Origin of the sequence: Phenylobacterium sp. (genome assembly GCF_037189685.1) — a bacterium.
GTDB lineage: Bacteria > Pseudomonadota > Alphaproteobacteria > Caulobacterales > Caulobacteraceae > Phenylobacterium.
Genome location: NZ_JBBCIT010000017.1, coordinates 1 through 18,455, shown reverse-complemented (window position 1 = coordinate 18,455; position 18,455 = coordinate 1). Strand labels below are relative to the sequence as shown.

Here is an 18,455-nt window from a genome sequence, read left to right as displayed (position 1 = left end):
GAGGGGACGCCGCTTCGCGGCCTGTCGGGGCCGGACGCCCTTTCGTGTCCTTTCGTGTTTTTCGTGGTCCGAAGGCGGCTGTTCGCGCCACCCCGGCGTCGCCGGGAGAGCCCTGTCAGCTCGAGTTGAAGGGGTGGTCGGGGACGATGCGCCTTGGCCAGTTGGCGAAGGGGTCGGGGCTGGGGGGCGAGACCGGGGCCGGCGGGTCGTGGGTGGGGATGTCCCAGCGGTGGCCGGATCGGGGTTGCGACGGGGGTTCCTGCGGGACCTCCGGCGGCAGGGGGTCCGGCGGCAGTGGGTCTGCGGCCTGGGCCTCGGGGCCTTCGCCGTCGTCATAGGGCTGTGCGGTCTGGGGTGACGGGTCCGGCTCGGGTTCGGGGCGGAAGACCTCGCGGGCTTCGCCTTCGATGAGGTCGCCGTCTGAGCCGTCTTCCGGATCGCTCCCCTGGTCCTCGTCGTCGAGGTCCATGAGGGTGCGGGCGCGTTGGATGAGGGTGTCGAGGTCTTCGGTGAGGAAGTCGGGTCTTTCGATCCAGTCCCAGGCCTCGTCGTGGAAGCGTTCGGCGAGGTCTTCGCGTTCGGCGGGATCGCAGCCCTGTCCGGCGGCGGCGTCGCGGACGGCGTCGGCCAGGAGGTCGAGCCGTTCGGCGCGGGCCATGCGGTCGGGGTCGAGCCGGCTCGGCCCCCGGGCGGGCTCGGGGCGGGCGCGGCGCAGGCGGTCCTTGAGCGCCAGGGTCTGGCGCAGGGACCGGGCGAGGCCGCGGTAGGCGCGGGAGAGTTCGGGGATGTCCTTGGCCTCGGCGGCCATGAGGGCGCCGTGGGCCTTCTCCGCGGCGGAGAGGTCCAGCGCGGCCAGCCGGTCCAGTGTGGCCAGCGAAACCGTGTCGATGTCGGGTCCCTCGGACATGAGGAACATCCCAACACCCCGCTACGTCAGAATCGGACGTAGGGCCTCGGGCAGGACGGCCCCAAGGGCGGAAACGGGGGGCGGGAGCGAGGGCGGCCGGCATTCCACCGGCCGCCCCCTCGCCTAGAAGTCGAAATTGACGCCGAAGTTGAACTGCCGGCCGTAGTAGGTGAGCAGCGTCGGGTCCGACCGGCCACCCTGATACTGGATCGTCGGCTCGTCGGTCAGGTTCTTGACGTTGAAGAACACGCTGTGCCGGTCGCGGACACGGACCTTGACCGCCAGGTCCCAGACGCTCGACTTCGCATTGTAGACGTCGAGCGCAGCCCGGGCGCCCACGGACTCCAGCCGCTTCGACAGGTAGTTGTAGGACAACCGCACGCTGACCGGCCCCTGCACGTAGGACACCACGCCGTTCAGGATATGGCGGGGCGAATTGACCAGGGGGAGGTCCTCGGCGCGGCCGGGATACGCGCCCTTGGAGTCCAGCCAGGTGTAGTTGGCCTCGACCCCCAGCCCCGAGAGCATGCCCGGCAGGCTGGTGAACTGCTGCACCCAGGCCACCTCGAGGCCGGTCACCTTCCCGCCCTCGCCGTTCTGGCGGGTCCGCTCGTCGACGCCGTCGGCGGCGATGCGGCTGGAGCTGAACACGAAGTCGGAGATGTCCTTGTAGAACACGCCCGCCGAGATCAGGCCGACCGGGGGCAGGAAGTACTCCGCGGAGGCGTCGAGGTTCAGCGATTCCGCCGGCTTCAGGTTGGGGTTGCCGATGACCCGCTGGTTGAGCTGGGCGTTCTCCTGCCGGGACGGCACGAGGTCGCCCGGCGGCGGACGCGAGATCGACTGGGTGACCGCGCCACGCAGGACCAGACGGTCCTCCATCGCCGTGTAGCGGACCTGCACGCCGGGCAGGACGTTGGTGTAGGTGTTGGAGTCGCTCACCCGGGTGATCGACTGGATGAGGCCATTGTTCGTGACGACCGCATTCGCCTCGCTCGACACCTTGGTATGCTCGATGCGGGCGCCCGCGACGATCTGGAAGGCGTCGAGGTCGATCGTGCCCATCAGGTAACCGGCGTAGATGTCCTCGCCGATGGTGAAGTCGGCGTTGGCGCGCGTCTCCTCGGTGAACAGCCGGGCGGCGGCGGTTTGGGTGAAGGCTCCGGGATTGGTCTGCTGGAGCTGGAGATATTTCCGCCAGTCCGGCGTGAAGCCGACCAGCACGGCCCGCCCGTCAGACGCCTTCATGAAGTCGGGGCTGGACAGGGGCTCGAGGAGGTCCGCCACCGCGACGCCGGTGAGGCCCGTGTAGCGGACGGTCAGCGGCTGGGCCTGGGAGGCGTCCTTCAGGGTCACCCGGACGCCGCCCTTCATGCGGACGGGCACGGCGCCGGTGAACTCGCGCGCGAAGTTGGAGTCGAAGGACCATTCCTTCTCGGTCCGCGGCACCTGGTTGGTGTCGAACTGGCGGAACGCCAGCCGGCCGGGATCGGTGACGTCGATGTTGTTGGTGATGGTGAAGACCGGGAAGTCCCGATCCGAACGGTCGTAGGCCAGGTTCACGCCGTTGAAGGAGTTCACCAGCTGCAGCGTGACCGGATAGGTCTTGCGCGCCTTCGAGAACGCGACCCGGCCGTCCACCGTCCACGCGCCGGCGCGATGCTCGGCGCCGCCGGAGTACATCTGGAAGACGTTCTTCGGCTCCCGGTAGAAGGCGATGGTGTCGATCCGGCCGCCGGTGGACGTCGCGCTGTCCGGAGTGACATTGGCCAGGGTGGCGGCATTCGGCCGGTAGTCCGTACCCTGGTGATTCAGGTCCCGGTAGTCGTAGTGATAGATGCCGCGCAGGAAGGCCCGCGTATTGTCGGAGGGACGGAAGTCGAACGTCAGGCCTGCGCCGATCTTGTCCTTGGTCTCCGAGCGGTCGTAGTAGAATGTGCGGTTGATCGTCTTTTCGTCCTGAGCGCTGACGTTATATCCCGTCTGCATGACGTCGTAGCCACGCTCGTCCCGGAAGTAATAGAGGGAGCCGAGAAGGCCGAACTGCTCGTCCGCGCCGAAGGTGTTGGAGACGGTGGCCCCCGCCTGGTAGTTCCAGTTGCCCCGCAGGTCGTTGTAGGTCCCGCCCGCGGCGCCTTCGATCACGAGGCCGCGCCGGTCGAACGCCGATTTCGTCACGAGATCCACCGTGCCGCCGATGGCGTCGGCCGACATGTCGGCGGTCGGCGATTTGACCACCTCCACCCGCGCCAGCATGTTCGCCGGGAAGCTGTCGAGCGCGATGTCGCGGTTGCCGTCGACGTTGGTCATGCGCAGGCCGTCGACCGTGACGGTGTTGTACTGCGGCGCCAGGCCCCGGATGGTCGCCGTCCGCTGGACGCCGGCGCGGGTCTCGACCGAGACGCCGGGGAGCCGGACCAGGGCGTCGCCGATGTTGCCTTCGCGGATCTGGCCCAGGGCGTCGGCGGACACCACCGTCCGCAGGCTGGGCGCCTGGCGCTGAAGGTTGATGGCGCCCGCCTGGCCTTCGAGCCGGGCCACGACCAGGATCTCCTCGACGTTCACCGCCGAACTGGTCAGCCGGACGTTCTGGCGGGTGGGCGGGCCGGCCGCCACGGTGACGGGAATCCGCTGGGCGTCCAGACCGGCGTAGGTGACGACCAGGGTGTAGTCGCCCGGCGCGAGGTTGGTGATCACGAAACCGCCGTCCTGGGCCGTGACCGATTCGCGGCCCGCTTCGCCCACTCGCACGACGGCGCCCGCCAGCGCGTTTCCGCTGGCGGCGTTGGTGACGACGCCGACGAGATCCTCGGCGAAGGCGGTGGCCGGAAGGCACGAGAGCGCGGTGCAGGCCAAAAGGCGCGCGAGACCGCGCCGGCCGGTCGTGTTCAGCATTGTCGGTAATCCCCCTGGTGAGGGGACGCTCACTAAGAGCGCCGTGCGACGTTCGCGGAACAGTTCCGTGAACCCACCGTGTCAGTCGCCGGATCGCGCGCGCGCGCCCGTGCTCCGGGCGCACGCCGGACACGCCGGGGGGCGGGAACCGTCGCGGCGGGGAGCGCCGCACTTGCCATCGCCTCCGCGCCGGATCAGTTAGGGTTCTAACTTTCAACCGCGCAAGGAGGACCCGCAGATGCTGGAAGGCAAGGTCGCACTCATCACCGGCGCCGCCCGGTGGCTGGGGCGCGGATATGCGGAGGCCTTCGCCGCCCAGGGCGCCGCGGTGATCGTCGCCGACGTCGACGCGGCGGGCGCCGAGGCGGCGGCCCGGTCGATCCGCGACGCCGGCGGCAGAGCCGTCGCCGTCGCGATGGACGTGTCGTCGGAAGCCTCGGTCGAGGCCGGCGTCGCCGAGGCCCGCAAGGCGTTCGGCGGGATTTCGGTGCTGGTGAACAACGCCGGCGGCCTGTTCGCGCCGACCCAGGCGGCGGAAACCTTCTCGGTCGAGCAGTGGAGCCGGGCGATCGCGGTCAACCTGACGGGAAGCTGGCTCTGCGCCCGCGCGGTCATCCCGGAGATGAAGGCCGCCCGGCGGGGACGCATCATCAACATCACCTCGACCACGCTGGACCACGGGCTTCCGACCGAGATGGTCCCCTACATCTCGTCCAAGGGCGGCGTCATGGGCCTGACCCGGGCGCTGGCGCGGGAACTCGGCCCCTATGACATCACGGTCAACGCCGTCGCGCCCGGCCTGATCCAGCCGCAGGTCCGGAAGGAGGGCAGCCCCCTTTCCGAGGCGAAGCTGCAGAGCATCTTCGACCTGGTGGTCGCCAACCAGTGCATCCCCCGGCGTGGCGAGGTGGCCGACCTGGCCGGCCCGGTGGCCTTCCTCGCCTCGGACGCGGCGCGCTTCATCACCGGACAGGTGCTCAACGTCGATGGCGGCTGGGCGCTGAAGTAGCCGGGCGCCGCCGCCCGCGGGCCGCCGTCCAGAGCCGCGCTACTTCCGGAAGTGGGCGTGGATGCGCCGGGCCAGAGCTTCGGAGACGCCGTCGACCTTGGCGAGGTCCTCGAGGCTGGCGCGGGCGACGCCGCGGGCGCTGCCGAAGGCATGGAGCAGGGCGCGCTTGCGGCCGGGGCCGACGCCTTCGATCTCGTCCAGGGGATTGCGCTTCATGTCGGCCGCACGGCGGGTGCGGTGGGAGCCGATGGCGAAGCGGTGGGCCTCGTCGCGCAGCCGCTGGAGATAGTAGAGCACCGGGCTCTTCGGCTCGAGCATGAAGTAGGGCTTGCCGGGAATGTAGAAGCGCTCGAGCCCGGCGTCGCGGTCGGGCCCTTTCGCCACCCCCACGACGGGAATGTCGTCGACGCCGAGGTCGGCCATGATCTCCATGACCGCGGCCACCTGGCCCTGGCCGCCGTCGATCAGCACGAGGTCGGGACGGACCGCGTCCGCGAGGCCTTCCTCCTCCTCCTTCACGAGGCGGCCGAACCGGCGGCGCAGCACCTCCTTCATCATCCCGAAGTCGTCGCCGGGCGTGATGTCGGAGCCCTTGATGTTGAACTTGCGGTACTGGTTCTTCTGGAAGCCCTCGGGGCCGGCCACGATCATGCCGCCGACGGCGTTGGTCCCCATGATGTGCGAGTTGTCGTAGACCTCGATCCGCTCGGGATTGCCGTCGAGGCCGAACGCTTCGCAGACGCCGGCCAGGAGCCGGCTCTGGGCCGACCCTTCGGCCATCTTGCGGCCCAGGGCCTCGCGGGCGTTGGTGAGGGCGTGCTGGACGAGCTGCTTCTTCTCGCCCCGCTGCGGCCGGCCGATCTCGACCCGGCGGCCGGACTTCTGCCGGAAGGCCTCGGCAAGCAGTTCTCGCTCGGCCGGCTCGACGTTGACCAGGATGAGCTTCGGGATCGGCCTGTCGTCGTAGAACTGGCCCAGGAAGGCGCCCATGATGTCGGGGTCTTCGTCGGTCCTGTCGACGCCCCCTTGCGGGATCTTGGGAAAATAGGCGCGGTTGCCCCAGTTCTGGCCCGCGCGGAAGAAGAAGACCTGGACGCAGGCCTGGCCGCCCTCGGCATGGAGGGCGAAGACGTCCGCCTCCTCGAGGGTCTCGGGATTGATCTGGGTCTCCTGAGCCACGCTGGCCAGCGCGCGGATGCGGTCGCGCAGGCGCGCGGCGCGCTCGAACTCCATCTCGTCGGAGGCCACCTGCATCTGCTCGGACATGCGCTGCATGACGACGCGCGAGCGGCCGCGCAGGAAGTCGCCGGCCTGCTCGACCAGGGCGTTGTAGTCGTCGAGGCCGATGAGGCCGGTGCAGGGCGCGGCGCAGCGCTTGATCTGGTGCAGCATGCAGGGACGCGTGCGGCTTTCGTAGACGCTGTCCGAGCACGAGCGCAGGAGGAACGCCTTCTGCAGGGTGTTGAGCGTGCGGTTGACCGCCCCGGCGCTGGCGAAGGGGCCGAAGTAGTCGCCCCGGATGGTGTGGGCGCCGCGATGCTTGCGGAGCTGGGCGGCCGGGTGCTCGCGGCGGATCACGATCTCGGGGAACGACTTGTCGTCGCGCAGCAGGACGTTGAAGCGGGGCTTGAGCTGCTTGATCAGGTTGATCTCGAGCAGCAGGGCGTCGGTCTCGGTGCGGGTGACGACGAACTCCATCGCCCGGGTGGCGTCGACCATGTGGGCGATGCGCTGGGTGTGGAAGCGGCCCTGGGCGTACTGGACGACGCGCTTCTTCAGGCTGCGGGCCTTGCCGACGTAGAGCACCTCGCCGTCCTCGCCCACCATGCGGTAGACGCCCGGCCGGTCGGGCAGGCGACGGACCTCGTCCTTGATGAGCGCAGCGCCCTTCAGGGCGGCGGGAGCTTCGGGGGAATCCGGCATCGGGCCGAATATAGGCGAGTCCGGCGCGGCTTTCCCGTGCGGTCGCGGGAACGGGCGTGATCGCCGAGCGTTGCCGCCGGGCAAGCACGGATACCCTGAATGCGCGTGGACGACGCCGACGCGGCCGAGAACGACGACGTTCCACGCTCCGCCATAGATTTCCGCAGCCTCTTCGCCGCCCTGCCCAGCCCCTACATGGTCGTGGACCGCGACCTGCGGATGGTGGAGGCGAACGCGGCCTATTGCGCCGTGGTCGAGCGGCCGCGCGAGGCGATGGTGGGACGGCCCGTGTTCGAGCTGTTCCCCGAGCCGGGGGAGAACGGCGAGCGGTTGCGGGCGTCGCTCCAGCATGTGCTGGCCACGGGACGAAGCGACACCCTGGGCCTCCTGCCCTATCCCATCGCCCGGCCCGAGCACCGCGGCGGCGGGATGGAGATGCGCTACTGGACGGTCGTGCATACGCCGCTGACCGACGCCGCCGGGCGCACGCAGTTCATCGTGCAGAACACCGTGGACGTCACGGGGCTGGCGCGCCTGAAGGACATGGCGTTCGGGCTTTCGGAGCCGGAGCCGGGCGAGAAGGACATCCTGCAGCGGGTGATGGAGGTGGAGGCCGCGCACCGGGTGCTGCTGGGCGAGGCCCAGGACCTCAGGGCGCTGTTCATGCAGGCGCCGGGATTCATGGCGATGCTGGAGGGTCCCGACCTGAGGTTCGTGCTGGCCAATCACGCCTATATGCGACTGGTCGGCGACCGGCCGGTCATCGGCCTGACCGTCGACGACGCCCTGCCCGAGCTGCGCGACCAGGGCTTCACCGCACTGTTGCGCGGCGTGATGGAGAGCCGCCGGCCCTATATCGGCCGCGCCATGCCCGCGCGCCTGCAGCGGACGTCGGACGGGACGCTGGAGGAGCGGTTCGTGGACTTCGTCTACCAGCCGGTCCTGGGCGCCGGCGGCGAGGTGACGGGCGTGTTCGTGGAGGGCAGCGACATCACCGACCGCGTGCTGGCCGAGCGCCAGCAGAAGCTGCTGATCGACGAACTGAACCACCGGGTGAAGAACACCCTCGCGACGGTGCAGGCCATCGCGCGCCAGACGGCGCGGGCGACCCCCGATCCCGCGGCGTTCCGGATCGCGTTCGAGGCGCGGCTGCTGGCGCTGTCGAACACGCACAACCTGCTGACCGCGGCGGGCTGGGAGAGCGCGAGCCTGGCCGACGTGCTGCGCTCGGAACTGGCGCCCTACGGCGCCGGGCGCTTCCGGCTGGCGGGGCGGGCCGTGGCGCTGTCGCCGGCCGAGGCGGTGGCGCTGGGCCTGGTGTTCCACGAACTGGCCACCAACGCCGCCAAGCACGGCGCGCTGAGCACGCCCGAAGGGCGGGTCGAGGCGACCTGGACCGTGGCCGACGCACGCCTCGCCCTGGCCTGGCGCGAGCACGGCGGGCCGCGACCGGCGACGGCGACGATTCGGCGCGGCTTCGGCTGGCGGCTGATCGAGCGCAGCCTGGCGGGCCAGCTCGGCGGGCGGGCGGTCCTGACGCTGGCGGCCGGCGGAATGGTCTGCCGGATCGAGCTGCCGCTGGAGGCCGACTGAGGCCGGTCGCTCAGACCTTGATCGCTCCCGCGGCGAGACGGTCGAAAACGGCCTTGGTGAGCCGGATGTAGCCCTTCTTCGGGTCGTGGAAGTAGAGCGGCCCCTTGATCCGGGCCGGATCGTAGCCCTCCTCGACCAGGTCGACCTTGCGGAGCTTGAAGGTGCCGGTGGTGTCCAGGCGGGGCAGGAGGCGGACGAACAGGGGCTGGGCGTACGGCGGCAGCTCCCGGGCCACGTGGTCGCCAAACGCCTTGGCGTCGAAGGCGCCCTCGACCACCAGGGCCGCCATGCCGGCGCGGCCGTCGGCACCTTCCACCTCGACGCCGTAGACGTTGGCCTCCTCGACGCCGGGGAAGGTGGAGAGGCGCTCGGCCACCTCGCCGGTCGACACGTTCTCGCCCTTCCAGCGGAAGGTGTCGCCGATGCGGTCGACGAAATAGAAATAGCCCTCGGAATCCATCTTCATCAGGTCGCCGGTGGCGAACCAGGCGTCGCCGCGCGCCAGCACGTTCTGGATGATCTTCTTCTCGGAGGCGGCGCGGTCGAGATAGCCGGTGAACTCGGTCCGGGCGTCGCCGGCGATCTTGCCGATGCACTGGCCCACCTGCCCCGGCCCGCACTCGATGCAGAGGCCGTCGGTCCCGCGGATCACGCTCTCGGCCTCGACGTCGTACTGGACGAGGCGGATGTTGACCTTGCCGCGCATCCACTTCGGCACGCGGCCGATGGCCCCCTCCTTGCCGTCGAAGTTGAACAGGCTGACGTTGCCCTCGGTGGAGCCATAGAATTCCAGGACGTCGGGAATTCGGAAACGCTGCTTCAGCTTCGGCCAGACGTCCGGCCGCAGGCCGTTGCCGAACGCGAGCCGGATCTTGTGACGGGTCTCGTCCTCATCGGGCTCATGGTTGACCAGGTAGCGGCACAGCTCGCCGATGTAGACGAACATGGTGCAGCCCTCGGCCACGATCTCCTTCCAGAAATGGCTGGCCGAGAACTTGCGCCGCAGGACCACCGAGCCGCCGTTGAGCAGGGCCGCGCCCAGGGCGCAGAGGCCGCCGGTCGCGTGGTAGAGCGGCAGGGCCACATAGATGCGGTCCTTCGCCGTGGCCCCCGTCGCCCCGGCGAAGCCGCGCATGTAGAGCTGGGCCCGCATGTGGGTGATGCGGGCGGCCTTGGGCAGGCCCGTCGTCCCCGAGGTGTAGATCAGCAGCGCCGTGTCGGCGGCAGTCATGTCCTCTCGCACCGAGCGGTCGGGCGGAAGCTGGCTACAGCTCTTGAGCGCCTGGACGAGGTCGCGCTGGTCGCCGTGGGCGGAGCCCAGCACCCACTGCTGCATGGGCCGCTCCAGCCCGCCCCGCACCTGCTCGAAGACCGGCGAGGTCTCAGGATCGACGATCACGTGCGCGGCGCCCGAGATGTCGAGACAGTGGGCCAGCGGCTGCCCGGCGAGCTGGTTGTTGATGAGCGCGGTGACCACGCCCACCTTGGTGAGGCCGTACCAGATGGGGAAGTATTCCAGCCGGTTGGGCATGAAGAGCGCCACCGTCTGGCCGCGCCGCAGGCCGAGCCCTTTCGCCCAGTGGGCGTACCGGTTGGCCATGGCGTCCATCTCGCCATAGGTGAGCGTGCGGCCCTCGAACGTCAGGGCCCGCTCGTTCCGCCAGCGGTCGACCGCCGCCTGGAGGTCGTCGCAGAGCAGGTCGCCGCTGTCGCGGGCGATGGACTTCACCCGCTTCAGCGTCCGATTGAGCCCCTGCCAGAATCGCCAGTCGCGCTTGAGCCTGGCCCTGAACCGCATCCGCACCTCCCGTCGGATGGTCAGCTTGGCGAGCGCCGGTCGGGGCGGTCAAGCGGCGCCGTTCGGGTTGGTGGCTTCCGACCGATCGAACGCGATCGCTGACATCGGCGAGGTGTCGCAAGCACGACCACAATTGCGGCCGCCAGAAGTCGACTTTCCGCCGGGTTTTCGACCACTACGGTCAAGCAGACGCATGTATTGAATCCCAATCTCCAGGGATCTGGAGTCCCGTTCGGTACGTTCTGGAACCGACGTCCAGTAACTCCGTTTGAATTTGTCGACACAGTCCTGGAGGGATAGTCATGTCGATGGAATATACCCGCCCCGACGGCGCGAATTCGGTGACCGACAGCGAGGGCGTGATGTTCGCGGCCCAGCCGATCTGGGACCGTAACCGCAAGCGCCGCCCCGGCCTGGGCCGTAAAACGGCGGCTTCGGCGCCGATGGCCACCGAGGCTTCGGCGATCCATGAGCCCGCCGATGCGCCCGCTCGGGCCCGCAAGTCGGCCCAACGCAGCTCGACCGCGCCCGTGGCGCTGACCGCCGGCGTCGCCGGCCTCGTGGCGCTGGGCGCCGCCGGCTGGTTCATGACCCGCGACGGCGGCATCCCCGAGATCGCCCCCAGCGACACCGCCGCGCTCGAAGTGGCCACCGCGCCGATCGCCCCCGCGCCTCTGCCCCCGATGGCGCCGGCCGCGGCCGACATCGCGACCCCCGCCATCTCGCCCCCCGAGATGGCCCCGCCCGCGGTGAACGACCCGGTTCCGGCGCGGCCGGCCCCCGTCGCGCGCACGCGCCCCGCGGCGCCGGCCGCGGCGCCCAGCGTGAACGAGAGCGGGTTGGACGCCTCGGCGTCGTCCGTGCTGCCCGACGGACCGCAACCCTATACGACGCTGAACCCCGACTCGGTGGCGGCCCCGCCGCCCGTGGAAGACGCGGCCCCGCCGATCCCACAGACGCCGCCCGTCCAGGCGGAACCGGTCCCGCAACCCGTCAACCCGGTCAATCCGGCGGACCCCACCCCGACGCCGGACGTCACCCCGCCGCTCTGAGGCGGCGCTGACCGGGACAGGGACGGCGCCCCGGAGAGGGGGCGCCGTTTCGCTTGAGCGGCGTCCACTTCGCGCGCAGGCGCGCCAGCCCCGCGTCAGGCCCCGGGAACGTCGAGAAGCTCGATCTCGAACAACAGGGTGCTGCCGGGCGGGATGGGATCCCGACTACGCTCGCCATAGGCGAGGGTCGCGGGGATCACGAACGTCCAGACCTCGCCCACGCGCATCATGGGCACGCCTTCCTGCCAGCCGCGGATGAGCTGCGGCAGGGGGAACGTGGCCGGCTGGCCGCGCCGGCGCGAGGAGTCGAACTCGCGGCCGTCGATGAAGCGGCCGACGTAGTGGATCGTCACCGTGGCGTCCGGCGCGGGCCGCGGCGCGGCGGCGCCCGCGGCCTTCAGGCGACGATATTGCAGGCCCGACTCCGTGACCTTCCAGCCCGGACGGGCCGCGCTCCAAGCCTCGTAGGCGCGTTGGCCCTGAACCCACTGTTCCTGAGGCGTCCCGGAATAGGTCACGGGCCGCGAGGCCGGCGTCGTGGCGCAGGCGCCGGCCGCGAGGGCGGCGAGCGCGCCGAGAACGGGACGGATCGGCTTGGGAATCATGGCGGGCCCGAAGTTGTCTGTACGCCGGTGGTAGCGCCCTCCCCGCCGGCTGTCCCAGGTTGCTTCCGGCGCGGGCTACATATCGTCCAGGGTCCGCTCCTCGATCCCCGGCATGTCGGGCGGCCCCGACACCACGGCCTCGAGGTCACAGTCCAGGCCCTCCGGCGCGAAGGTCATGACCGCCCGACCCTGGAGATCGCCGGCCAGGGCCCGCTCGATGAGCCGCGAGCCGAACCCCCGCCGGGTCGGGGACGCTACCGGCGGTCCGCCCCGTTCGCGCCAGCGCAGCTTGAGACGGGCAGGCTCGCCGTCGGCCCGCCAGGTGATCTCCACGCGCCCGCCCGCTCGCGAGAGGGCCCCGTACTTGACGGCGTTGGTCGCCAGTTCGTGGAACACAAGGGCCATCGTGAGGGCCGCGCCCGGCGTGAGCCAGACGTCAGGCCCGTCGGCCGAGACCTCGCCCGAGGCCTGGCCGAACGGTGTCAACGCCCGCTGGGCCACCTCGCGCAGGTCGGCGCCGTGCCACTTCTCGCGCGTCAGCACCGCATGGACCTCGGACAGGCCCATGAGCCGGGCCTCGAACTTGCCGTAGGCGGCCGACGGATCGGACTCGGCGCGCAGCGTCTGGGCGGCCATCGACTGGACGGTGGCCAGGGTGTTCTTCACGCGATGGTTCAGTTCGTTGATCATCAGCCGGAGCTGGTCCTGATAGCGCTGCTGCGCCGCCTGGGCCTGCTTCCGGGCGCCGATGTCGGCGATGACCGAGACGAAGTAGTCCGGGGTGTCGTCCGGCGTACGCACGAGCGAGGCCGTGAGTTCGACCCACACCGGCTCGCCCGCCGCATCGACGTAGCGCTTCTCCATGCTGAAGGAGCGGGTCTCGCCCGCCAGGAGGGCATCGGCGAGGTCGAGGTCGGCATCGAGGTCGTCGGGATGGGTGATGTCGTGGAACCTGAGACCCATGAGGTTCGCGCGCGGGCGGCGGCAGATCTCGCAGAAGCGGTCGTTCACCTCCAGGAAGGTTCCGTCCGGCGCCACCAGGGCCACGCCCATCGCCGCCTGGTCGAACACGGCGCGGTAGCGCGCCTCGGCCGCCTCGATGCGCCGCTGAGCCTCGACCCGAACGGTCGCCACCTCGGTATAGAGGATGAGGCCGCCGACCGCGCCCGAGGGATCGCGCCAGGGCGCGGCGAGCCAGCGTATCCATTGGGCGCCGCCGCCCGCCGGCTCGTGGAGGTCGGCCTCGTGGCGAAACTCCACGCCCTCGCGGATGACGCGGGCGTGGATGTCGCGCCACTTCCGGGGAATGTCCGGGAACAGGTCGTAGTGGACGCGTCCCAAGAAGCGCGTGTCCGGCGGGAGGCCCTGATCGGTGAGATACTGGCTGGAGGCCGCCAGGTAGCGCATGTCGCGGTCGAAGATCGCGATGCCCAGCGGAGCCTGGGTCAATGCTGTCAGCGCCGCCTCGGACGCCACCATCCCGTCGCGCGAAGGCTCGCTGTCACGCCCGCCCACTGTGTATCCACGCATGCTCGTTCGAGAGCAAAGTTATTCCGCCCTCGCGGAAAAACGGCAAGGGCAACCTTACGGCCACCGGGATTTGCGGGGAAGTTCGCCGGACGCGGCGGGACGTCGGCTTGCGGGCGGGGCGTCGGCTGACCGGGCGCCCGGTCTGGGGGGCTGGGGGGGCTGTTCAGGATCCGGACCGGATGCGGGCCAGCCGACGGCCTGCAGTAAGCGCGCCGCCTGTGTTCGCGGAAGGTCCGGAATGGGGCCTTTTCGGGGCGTGGCGTGGCCGCAACAAGATGGGTGAAACAATCGCCTCACGGGCGTGCGGACTTGTCCACAGGCCGCTTTTGGAGGATGAGGTTGGCCAACGGCGGCGGATGCAAGTCCCCGTCGGGGCGTGGGGCCCCCGCAGCGCTTCCGGACCTTCGGGTCCGTGCGGATCTGATGAAGCGGCAGAGGCGGCCCGAAAGGGTCGCCTTTCTTGCTTCCGGGCCTGCTTGCGGGCTTTTTCCCGCTTCCGCGCGAATCCCGTCTTTCTTGCACCCAGGCCCTTGGCATCCTGCGCGCGGGCGGCCATCTGCGATGGCTGACACCGTAAAATCAGGGGGACGCCCATATGGCCGGAATTCCGCAATCGGGACTGCAACTGCGCTCGCTCATCACGCCGGACGGCGTGCTGGAGCTAAGGCTCGCCGACACACCGGTCGATCCGCCGAAGGCCGACGAGGTGCTGGTGCGCGTCGAGGCGTCCCCGCTCAACCCCTCGGACCTGGGCCTGCTGCTGGGGCCGGCCGACCTCTCCACCCTGGCGCAGAAGGACGGCGTGACCACCGCCAGGGTGCCGCAACCGTTCCTGAAGGCGCTGGGCGCGCGCCTGGGCCAGTCGATGCCGGTCGGCAACGAGGGCGCGGGCGAGGTGATCGCCGCCGGTTCAGACCCGGCCGCCCAGGCGCTGGTCGGCAAGCGCGTGGCGCTGCTGGGCGGGGCGCTCTACGCCCAGTACCGGACGGTGAAGGCGGCCGACGTCCTGCCCCTCCCGGCGGGCGCCACCTCGGCGGAGGGGGCCTCCTGCTTCGTCAACCCGCTGACGGCCCTGGGCATGGTGGAGACCATGCGGCAGGAGAACCACACGGCCCTGGTCCACACCGCGGCGGCCTCGAACCTGGGCCAGATGCTGAACCGGATCTGCCTGAAGGACGGCGTGTCGCTGGTGAATGTCGTGCGCAGCGCCGAGCAGGCGAAGATCCTCACCGACGCGGGCGCGAAGCACGTGGTCGATTCGACCGCGCCCGACTTCCAGGACGCGTTGACGGCCGCCATCTCGGAGACCGGGGCGACGCTCGCGTTCGACGCCATCGGCGGCGGCAAGCTGGCCAGCCAGATCCTCTCGGCGATGGAGGTCGCGGCCAGCGCCAAGGCCGACGCCTACAGCCGCTACGGCTCCAGCACCTACAAGCAGGTCTACATCTACGGTTCGCTGGACACGCGCCCCACGGAACTGGCCCGCAACTACGGCCTCACCTGGGGCCTGGGCGGCTGGCTGCTGACGCCGTTCCTGGCCAAGCTGGGACCGGCGGGGGCGCAGCGGCTTCGCCAGCGGGTCGCCGACGAACTGAAGACCACGTTCGCCAGCCACTACACCGCCGAGATCGGCCTGGCCCAGGTGCTGGAACCCGAGGTGATCCGCGCCTATCAGGCCAAGAGCACGGGCTCGAAGTACCTGATCGTCCCGACTAAGGGCCTCTGAGGCCGGCGGAAAAGAAACGGCCGGACGGTCAAGGGTTCCGTCCGGCCGAGTGTGTTGGCGGGGAAGCTGTTCCGGAATGACATTCCGTCGCGGCTCCGGCGTCTCCTGCAGCAAGGGCCGGGCCAGCCGGCTGGCCCGAAGCGGCACGCTGAAGCTGCGGGGCGTCAGCGCGGCTGGAGGCGCGCGGCCTGGTCCAGGTCGATGACCGCGTCGGCGGCGCGCAACACGGCCTCGATGTCGTCGTGGAGCTGGGTCAACGCTTCGCGGGCGGCGGCCGGCTTGCGGTAGCTGGGCGGCTCGAAGAGGTTGCGACCGCTGGTGGAGGCCAGGGCCACGATCAGCCGATTGTCCTGGAGCAGGGCCGCCGGCGCGCCGAAGCGGCCCGACGCCGCCATCGCCAGGAAGCGCTCCATGAACGCCGGCGTCAGCAGGGCGCGGGCCGAGATCTGGTCCGAGGCGTAGACCTCGTACGCCTTCTCGAAGGCCGGATCCTCGAGGCGCACCTGCTGGCACGGGCCGCCCCGCAGGCGCTCGGCCAGGTTGCCGAACATGCCCTTGTCGGGAACCACGACCGTCGTTCCCGAGAGGCCGCGCGGCAGGGTGACGGCCGCGGCCAGGCCATTGAACACCGTGCGCCGGTTCTTGCCCGAGCCGCGGATCAGCTTGAGTTCGATGATCGACAGCGGCAGGCCGCGATACTCGCCGTGGATCTCGTCCTCGGCGAAGGCGGAATCCCAGTCGGGGAAGAGGCGGTGACGGCGGTATTCGTCCAGCGGCGGCTGGGCGTGGCGCCAGGTGAGCGCGCCGAAGTCGGCGGCGATCCTGGGCAGCACGCGCGCCTTGTAGAGCCGCCGGTAGGCCTCGGAGAGGGTCCAGGCGGCCCAGGCGTAGCCGGCCAGCACGGCGCCGCCCATGAAGAGGATCAGGTCGAAGGCGTCCGGCGGGTCGTCGCCCGTCTGTCCCAGCGCCCAGAGGACGATGACGCCCACGACGCAGACGGGAATGCGCCAGAGCGCGCCGGCGTGGATCTGCTGCTTCGTGCTCTCGCGCACCTCTTCCAGTTCGGCCAGGACCTGGGCCAGTTCGCCCTCGGCCAGGAAGAGCTGTGGCGAGCCGGCGGCGGTCCCTCGCGCGCGACGGAGGGTGAACAGCACGCCCCAGGCGCCGGCGGCGGCGATCAGCAGCGCCATGAAGCCGCCGCCGAACAGGCCCGACACCCAGCCTTCCCATCCCGGCTGCTGTCTCACGGCCCCGAACAGGATCGCCGCCCAGGCCAGCGCCGCCACGAGCAGGACGAGCGCCAGAGCACGACCTGGCGCGCGACCGGCCTCCCCGCCTGCCCCGCCGCCTGCCCCCCCACGGGCCGACCGGCCGTTCACAGGTGGTCGGCGGCGTTGACCGCGCCGCGATACTCGGCAGGAGCCTCGAAGAAGGGCGGCAACGGGCCCACCCCGGCCAGGGCCGCCACGAGCTGGCCCGGGAAGATCTGGCAGGCGTTGCGCAGGTCGGTGACCGAGGAGTTGTAGAAGCGGCGGGCGGCGGCGACGTTGGTCTCGACCTCCTGGTAGGTCGCCTGGGCGCGGACCATCACCGCGTCGCTCTTCAGCTCGGGATAGCCCTCGGCCACGGCGAACAGGCGGCCGAGACCGGCCGAGAGCTGGTTCTCGGCGGCGAACTTCTCGGCGATGGCGGCCGGATCGGTGGCGCCGATCCGCTCCTGGCCAGTGGTGCGCAGGCGGGCGATATCGGCCAGCAGGCCCTGCTCGTGCGCCAGGAACCGCTTGGCGATGGCCAGCACGTTGGGGATCAGCTCGTGGCGCTGGGAGAGCTGGACGTCGATGCCCGAGAGCGCTTCGGCCACCTTGTTCCGGCGGGTGACGATGGTGACGTACCAGCCATAGAGCGCGAAGACGACGACGCCGGCCGCGATCAACACCACGAGATTCATTCCGAAGCCCTCCACGCCCTCGGCCCCATTTGGCGGACTTGCGTGACCCGCGGTCAAGCACGTCCAATCCGGGAAACCCATGCGGAAGCAGATACGGGGGACACGGCCATGCGGATTGATCTCCTCTCGCCCGCGAGCTTCGACGGCGGCCAGCCCCACGGCCAGTTCGGCTGGCTGCGCGAGCACGCCCCAGTGCGCTGGCACGACGAGCCGGACGGGCCTGGACGGAGAGGCTTCTGGGCCGTCACCCGCCACGCCGACGTCTGGGCGGTGGACCGCGACTTCCAGACCTTTTCGTCAGAGCCCACCATCATGATCCAGGATCCGGCGTCCGAGGCGGCGGCGTTCGGCCCCTACAAGATGATGCTGATGATGGACCCGCCCGAGCACACGGCGTTCCGCAAGCTCATCCGCTCCGAGTTCACCGAGCCGTCGGCGCGGCTGCGGCAGGCGCGCATCCAGGAGCTGGCCAGGCAGATCGTGGACGCCGTCATCGCGAAGGGCGAATGCGACTTCGTGGACCAGGTGGCGGGCGAGATGCCGTCGTTCGTCATCGCCGAGCTGATGGGCCTGCCGCTGGACGACGGGCGCGAGCTCTACAAGCTGACCGAGATCATCCACACCGCGCCCGAGGCGCTGCCGCCCGGCGCCGGCGGCCAGGCGGTGATGAAGATGTTCGAGTACGGCGGCAAGGTGATCGCCGAGAAGCGGGCGCGGCCGGGCGACGACCTGGCCTCGAAGCTGCTGGCCTGCGAGGTGGACGGGCGGCGGCTGGAGGACATGGAGTTCCTCTTGTTCTTCCTGCTGCTGGTGGACGCGGGCGGGGACACGACCCGGAACCTGCTGTCCGGCGGGCTGCTGGCCCTGATGGAGAACCCGGACCAGCACGCCTGGCTGATGGCCGACCTGGAGGCGCGGCTGCCGGCGGCGCGCGAGGAGCTGCTGCGCTGGACCAGCCCGGTGATCTACATGCGCCGGACCGCCAGGCGCGACACCGAGCTGGGCGGCCAGGCGATCCGCGAGGGTGACAAGGTGGTCATGTACTTCGGGGCGGCGAACCGCGACCCGGCCGTCTTCGAGCGGCCCGAGGTGCTGGACCTGTCGCGGACGGACAATCCGCACATCGCCTTCGGCACGGGGCCGCACGGCTGCCTGGGCCAGCACATCGCCCGCATCGAGATCGACGCCATGCTGCGCGAGGTGCTGACGCGGATGAAGGACTTCGAGCTGGCCGCGCCGGTGGAATGGCTGCCGTCGAACTTCATCTCGGGGCCGAAGGCGATGCCGGTCCGGTTCCGCGCGGCCTGAGCCCCTGCGCGCCGTGGGTTTCAGCCACGAACCCACACGAAAAACACGAACGTGCAGACGGCGCCAGCGGCCAGTCCTGCGAGGCCGCGAAGCGGCGCCGTCCAAGTTTGAAGAACCGCGGAAGACGCGGAAAGGCGCGGAAGGCAACGCTGCGATTCCGC

At 70.4% G+C, this 18,455-nt stretch carries 13 protein-coding genes; 5 read left to right on the top strand and 8 right to left on the bottom strand.

What is annotated here, in order from left to right; all coding sequences use genetic code 11:
• Positions 1 to 115 precede the first annotated feature (115 nt).
• The gene (locus WG212_RS12680) at positions 116 to 907 is read right to left on the bottom strand and encodes a hypothetical protein (protein ID WP_337187464.1); all 792 of its coding nucleotides are present in this window, start codon (positions 905 to 907) and stop codon (positions 116 to 118) included.
• A gap of 123 nt (positions 908 to 1,030) precedes the next feature.
• Entirely contained in the window at positions 1,031 to 3,802 is a 2,772-nt protein-coding gene (locus tag WG212_RS12675; protein ID WP_337187463.1) for a TonB-dependent receptor, read from the bottom strand.
• 238 nt (positions 3,803 to 4,040) lie between these two features.
• Here WG212_RS12675 and WG212_RS12670 point away from each other — a divergent pair, with 238 nt between their 5' ends.
• Positions 4,041 to 4,811, top strand: coding sequence for an SDR family NAD(P)-dependent oxidoreductase (locus tag WG212_RS12670; RefSeq protein ID WP_337187462.1), 771 nt, complete (start codon positions 4,041 to 4,043; stop codon positions 4,809 to 4,811).
• 39 nt (positions 4,812 to 4,850) lie between these two features.
• On the opposite strand, the gene uvrC is transcribed toward WG212_RS12670, so the two are convergent.
• A complete protein-coding gene (gene uvrC, locus WG212_RS12665; RefSeq protein ID WP_337187461.1) occupies positions 4,851 to 6,734 on the bottom strand; it encodes an excinuclease ABC subunit UvrC in 1,884 nt (627 codons plus the stop codon).
• A gap of 99 nt (positions 6,735 to 6,833) precedes the next feature.
• Here uvrC and WG212_RS12660 point away from each other — a divergent pair, with 99 nt between their 5' ends.
• Positions 6,834 to 8,327: a PAS domain-containing protein gene (locus tag WG212_RS12660; protein ID WP_337187460.1), complete on the top strand. Its 1,494-nt coding sequence runs from the start codon at positions 6,834 to 6,836 to the stop codon at positions 8,325 to 8,327.
• 10 nt (positions 8,328 to 8,337) lie between these two features.
• Here the strand turns inward: WG212_RS12660 and WG212_RS12655 are convergent, their stop codons facing one another.
• Positions 8,338 to 10,125: a long-chain-acyl-CoA synthetase gene (locus tag WG212_RS12655; RefSeq protein WP_337187459.1), complete on the bottom strand. Its 1,788-nt coding sequence runs from the start codon at positions 10,123 to 10,125 to the stop codon at positions 8,338 to 8,340.
• Positions 10,126 to 10,427: 302 nt separating this feature from the next.
• Here WG212_RS12655 and WG212_RS12650 point away from each other — a divergent pair, with 302 nt between their 5' ends.
• Positions 10,428 to 11,177 (top strand): hypothetical protein, encoded by a 750-nt coding sequence (locus WG212_RS12650; protein ID WP_337187458.1) that lies wholly within the window; start codon positions 10,428 to 10,430, stop codon positions 11,175 to 11,177.
• Positions 11,178 to 11,272: 95 nt separating this feature from the next.
• Here the strand turns inward: WG212_RS12650 and WG212_RS12645 are convergent, their stop codons facing one another.
• A complete protein-coding gene (locus WG212_RS12645; protein WP_337187457.1) occupies positions 11,273 to 11,782 on the bottom strand; it encodes an FKBP-type peptidyl-prolyl cis-trans isomerase in 510 nt (169 codons plus the stop codon).
• Between the two features lie 75 nt (positions 11,783 to 11,857).
• Positions 11,858 to 13,312, bottom strand: coding sequence for an HWE histidine kinase domain-containing protein (locus WG212_RS12640; protein ID WP_337187456.1), 1,455 nt, complete (start codon positions 13,310 to 13,312; stop codon positions 11,858 to 11,860).
• Between the two features lie 595 nt (positions 13,313 to 13,907).
• Between WG212_RS12640 and WG212_RS12635 the strand changes: the two genes are divergently transcribed.
• Positions 13,908 to 15,038, top strand: coding sequence for a zinc-binding dehydrogenase (locus tag WG212_RS12635; protein ID WP_337187455.1), 1,131 nt, complete (start codon positions 13,908 to 13,910; stop codon positions 15,036 to 15,038).
• Between the two features lie 164 nt (positions 15,039 to 15,202).
• Here WG212_RS12635 and WG212_RS12630 read toward each other — a convergent pair whose 3' ends face one another.
• The gene (locus WG212_RS12630; protein ID WP_337187454.1) at positions 15,203 to 16,324 is read right to left on the bottom strand and encodes a DUF3137 domain-containing protein; all 1,122 of its coding nucleotides are present in this window, start codon (positions 16,322 to 16,324) and stop codon (positions 15,203 to 15,205) included.
• A gap of 89 nt (positions 16,325 to 16,413) precedes the next feature.
• Entirely contained in the window at positions 16,414 to 16,986 is a 573-nt protein-coding gene (locus tag WG212_RS12625) for a LemA family protein (RefSeq protein WP_337187453.1), read from the bottom strand.
• A 108-nt stretch (positions 16,987 to 17,094) separates the two neighbouring features.
• Here WG212_RS12625 and WG212_RS12620 point away from each other — a divergent pair, with 108 nt between their 5' ends.
• Positions 17,095 to 18,294, top strand: a complete 1,200-nt coding sequence (locus tag WG212_RS12620) for a cytochrome P450 (protein WP_337187452.1) — start codon at positions 17,095 to 17,097, stop codon at positions 18,292 to 18,294.
• Positions 18,295 to 18,455 lie beyond the last annotated feature (161 nt).

What these genes read in the sequence shown, in the direction of transcription:
- WG212_RS12680 (WP_337187464.1), bottom strand. Translation starts at nt 907, where the DNA reads ATGTCCGAGGGACCCGACATCGACACGGTTTCGCTGGCCACACTGGAC.
- WG212_RS12675 (WP_337187463.1), bottom strand. Translation starts at nt 3,802, where the DNA reads ATGCTGAACACGACCGGCCGGCGCGGTCTCGCGCGCCTTTTGGCCTGC.
- WG212_RS12670 (WP_337187462.1), top strand. Translation starts at nt 4,041, where the DNA reads ATGCTGGAAGGCAAGGTCGCACTCATCACCGGCGCCGCCCGGTGGCTG.
- uvrC (WP_337187461.1), bottom strand. Translation starts at nt 6,734, where the DNA reads ATGCCGGATTCCCCCGAAGCTCCCGCCGCCCTGAAGGGCGCTGCGCTC.
- WG212_RS12660 (WP_337187460.1), top strand. Translation starts at nt 6,834, where the DNA reads ATGCGCGTGGACGACGCCGACGCGGCCGAGAACGACGACGTTCCACGC.
- WG212_RS12655 (WP_337187459.1), bottom strand. Translation starts at nt 10,125, where the DNA reads ATGCGGTTCAGGGCCAGGCTCAAGCGCGACTGGCGATTCTGGCAGGGG.
- WG212_RS12650 (WP_337187458.1), top strand. Translation starts at nt 10,428, where the DNA reads ATGTCGATGGAATATACCCGCCCCGACGGCGCGAATTCGGTGACCGAC.
- WG212_RS12645 (WP_337187457.1), bottom strand. Translation starts at nt 11,782, where the DNA reads ATGATTCCCAAGCCGATCCGTCCCGTTCTCGGCGCGCTCGCCGCCCTC.
- WG212_RS12640 (WP_337187456.1), bottom strand. Translation starts at nt 13,312, where the DNA reads ATGCGTGGATACACAGTGGGCGGGCGTGACAGCGAGCCTTCGCGCGAC.
- WG212_RS12635 (WP_337187455.1), top strand. Translation starts at nt 13,908, where the DNA reads ATGGCCGGAATTCCGCAATCGGGACTGCAACTGCGCTCGCTCATCACG.
- WG212_RS12625 (WP_337187453.1), bottom strand. Translation starts at nt 16,986, where the DNA reads ATGAATCTCGTGGTGTTGATCGCGGCCGGCGTCGTCGTCTTCGCGCTC.
- WG212_RS12620 (WP_337187452.1), top strand. Translation starts at nt 17,095, where the DNA reads ATGCGGATTGATCTCCTCTCGCCCGCGAGCTTCGACGGCGGCCAGCCC.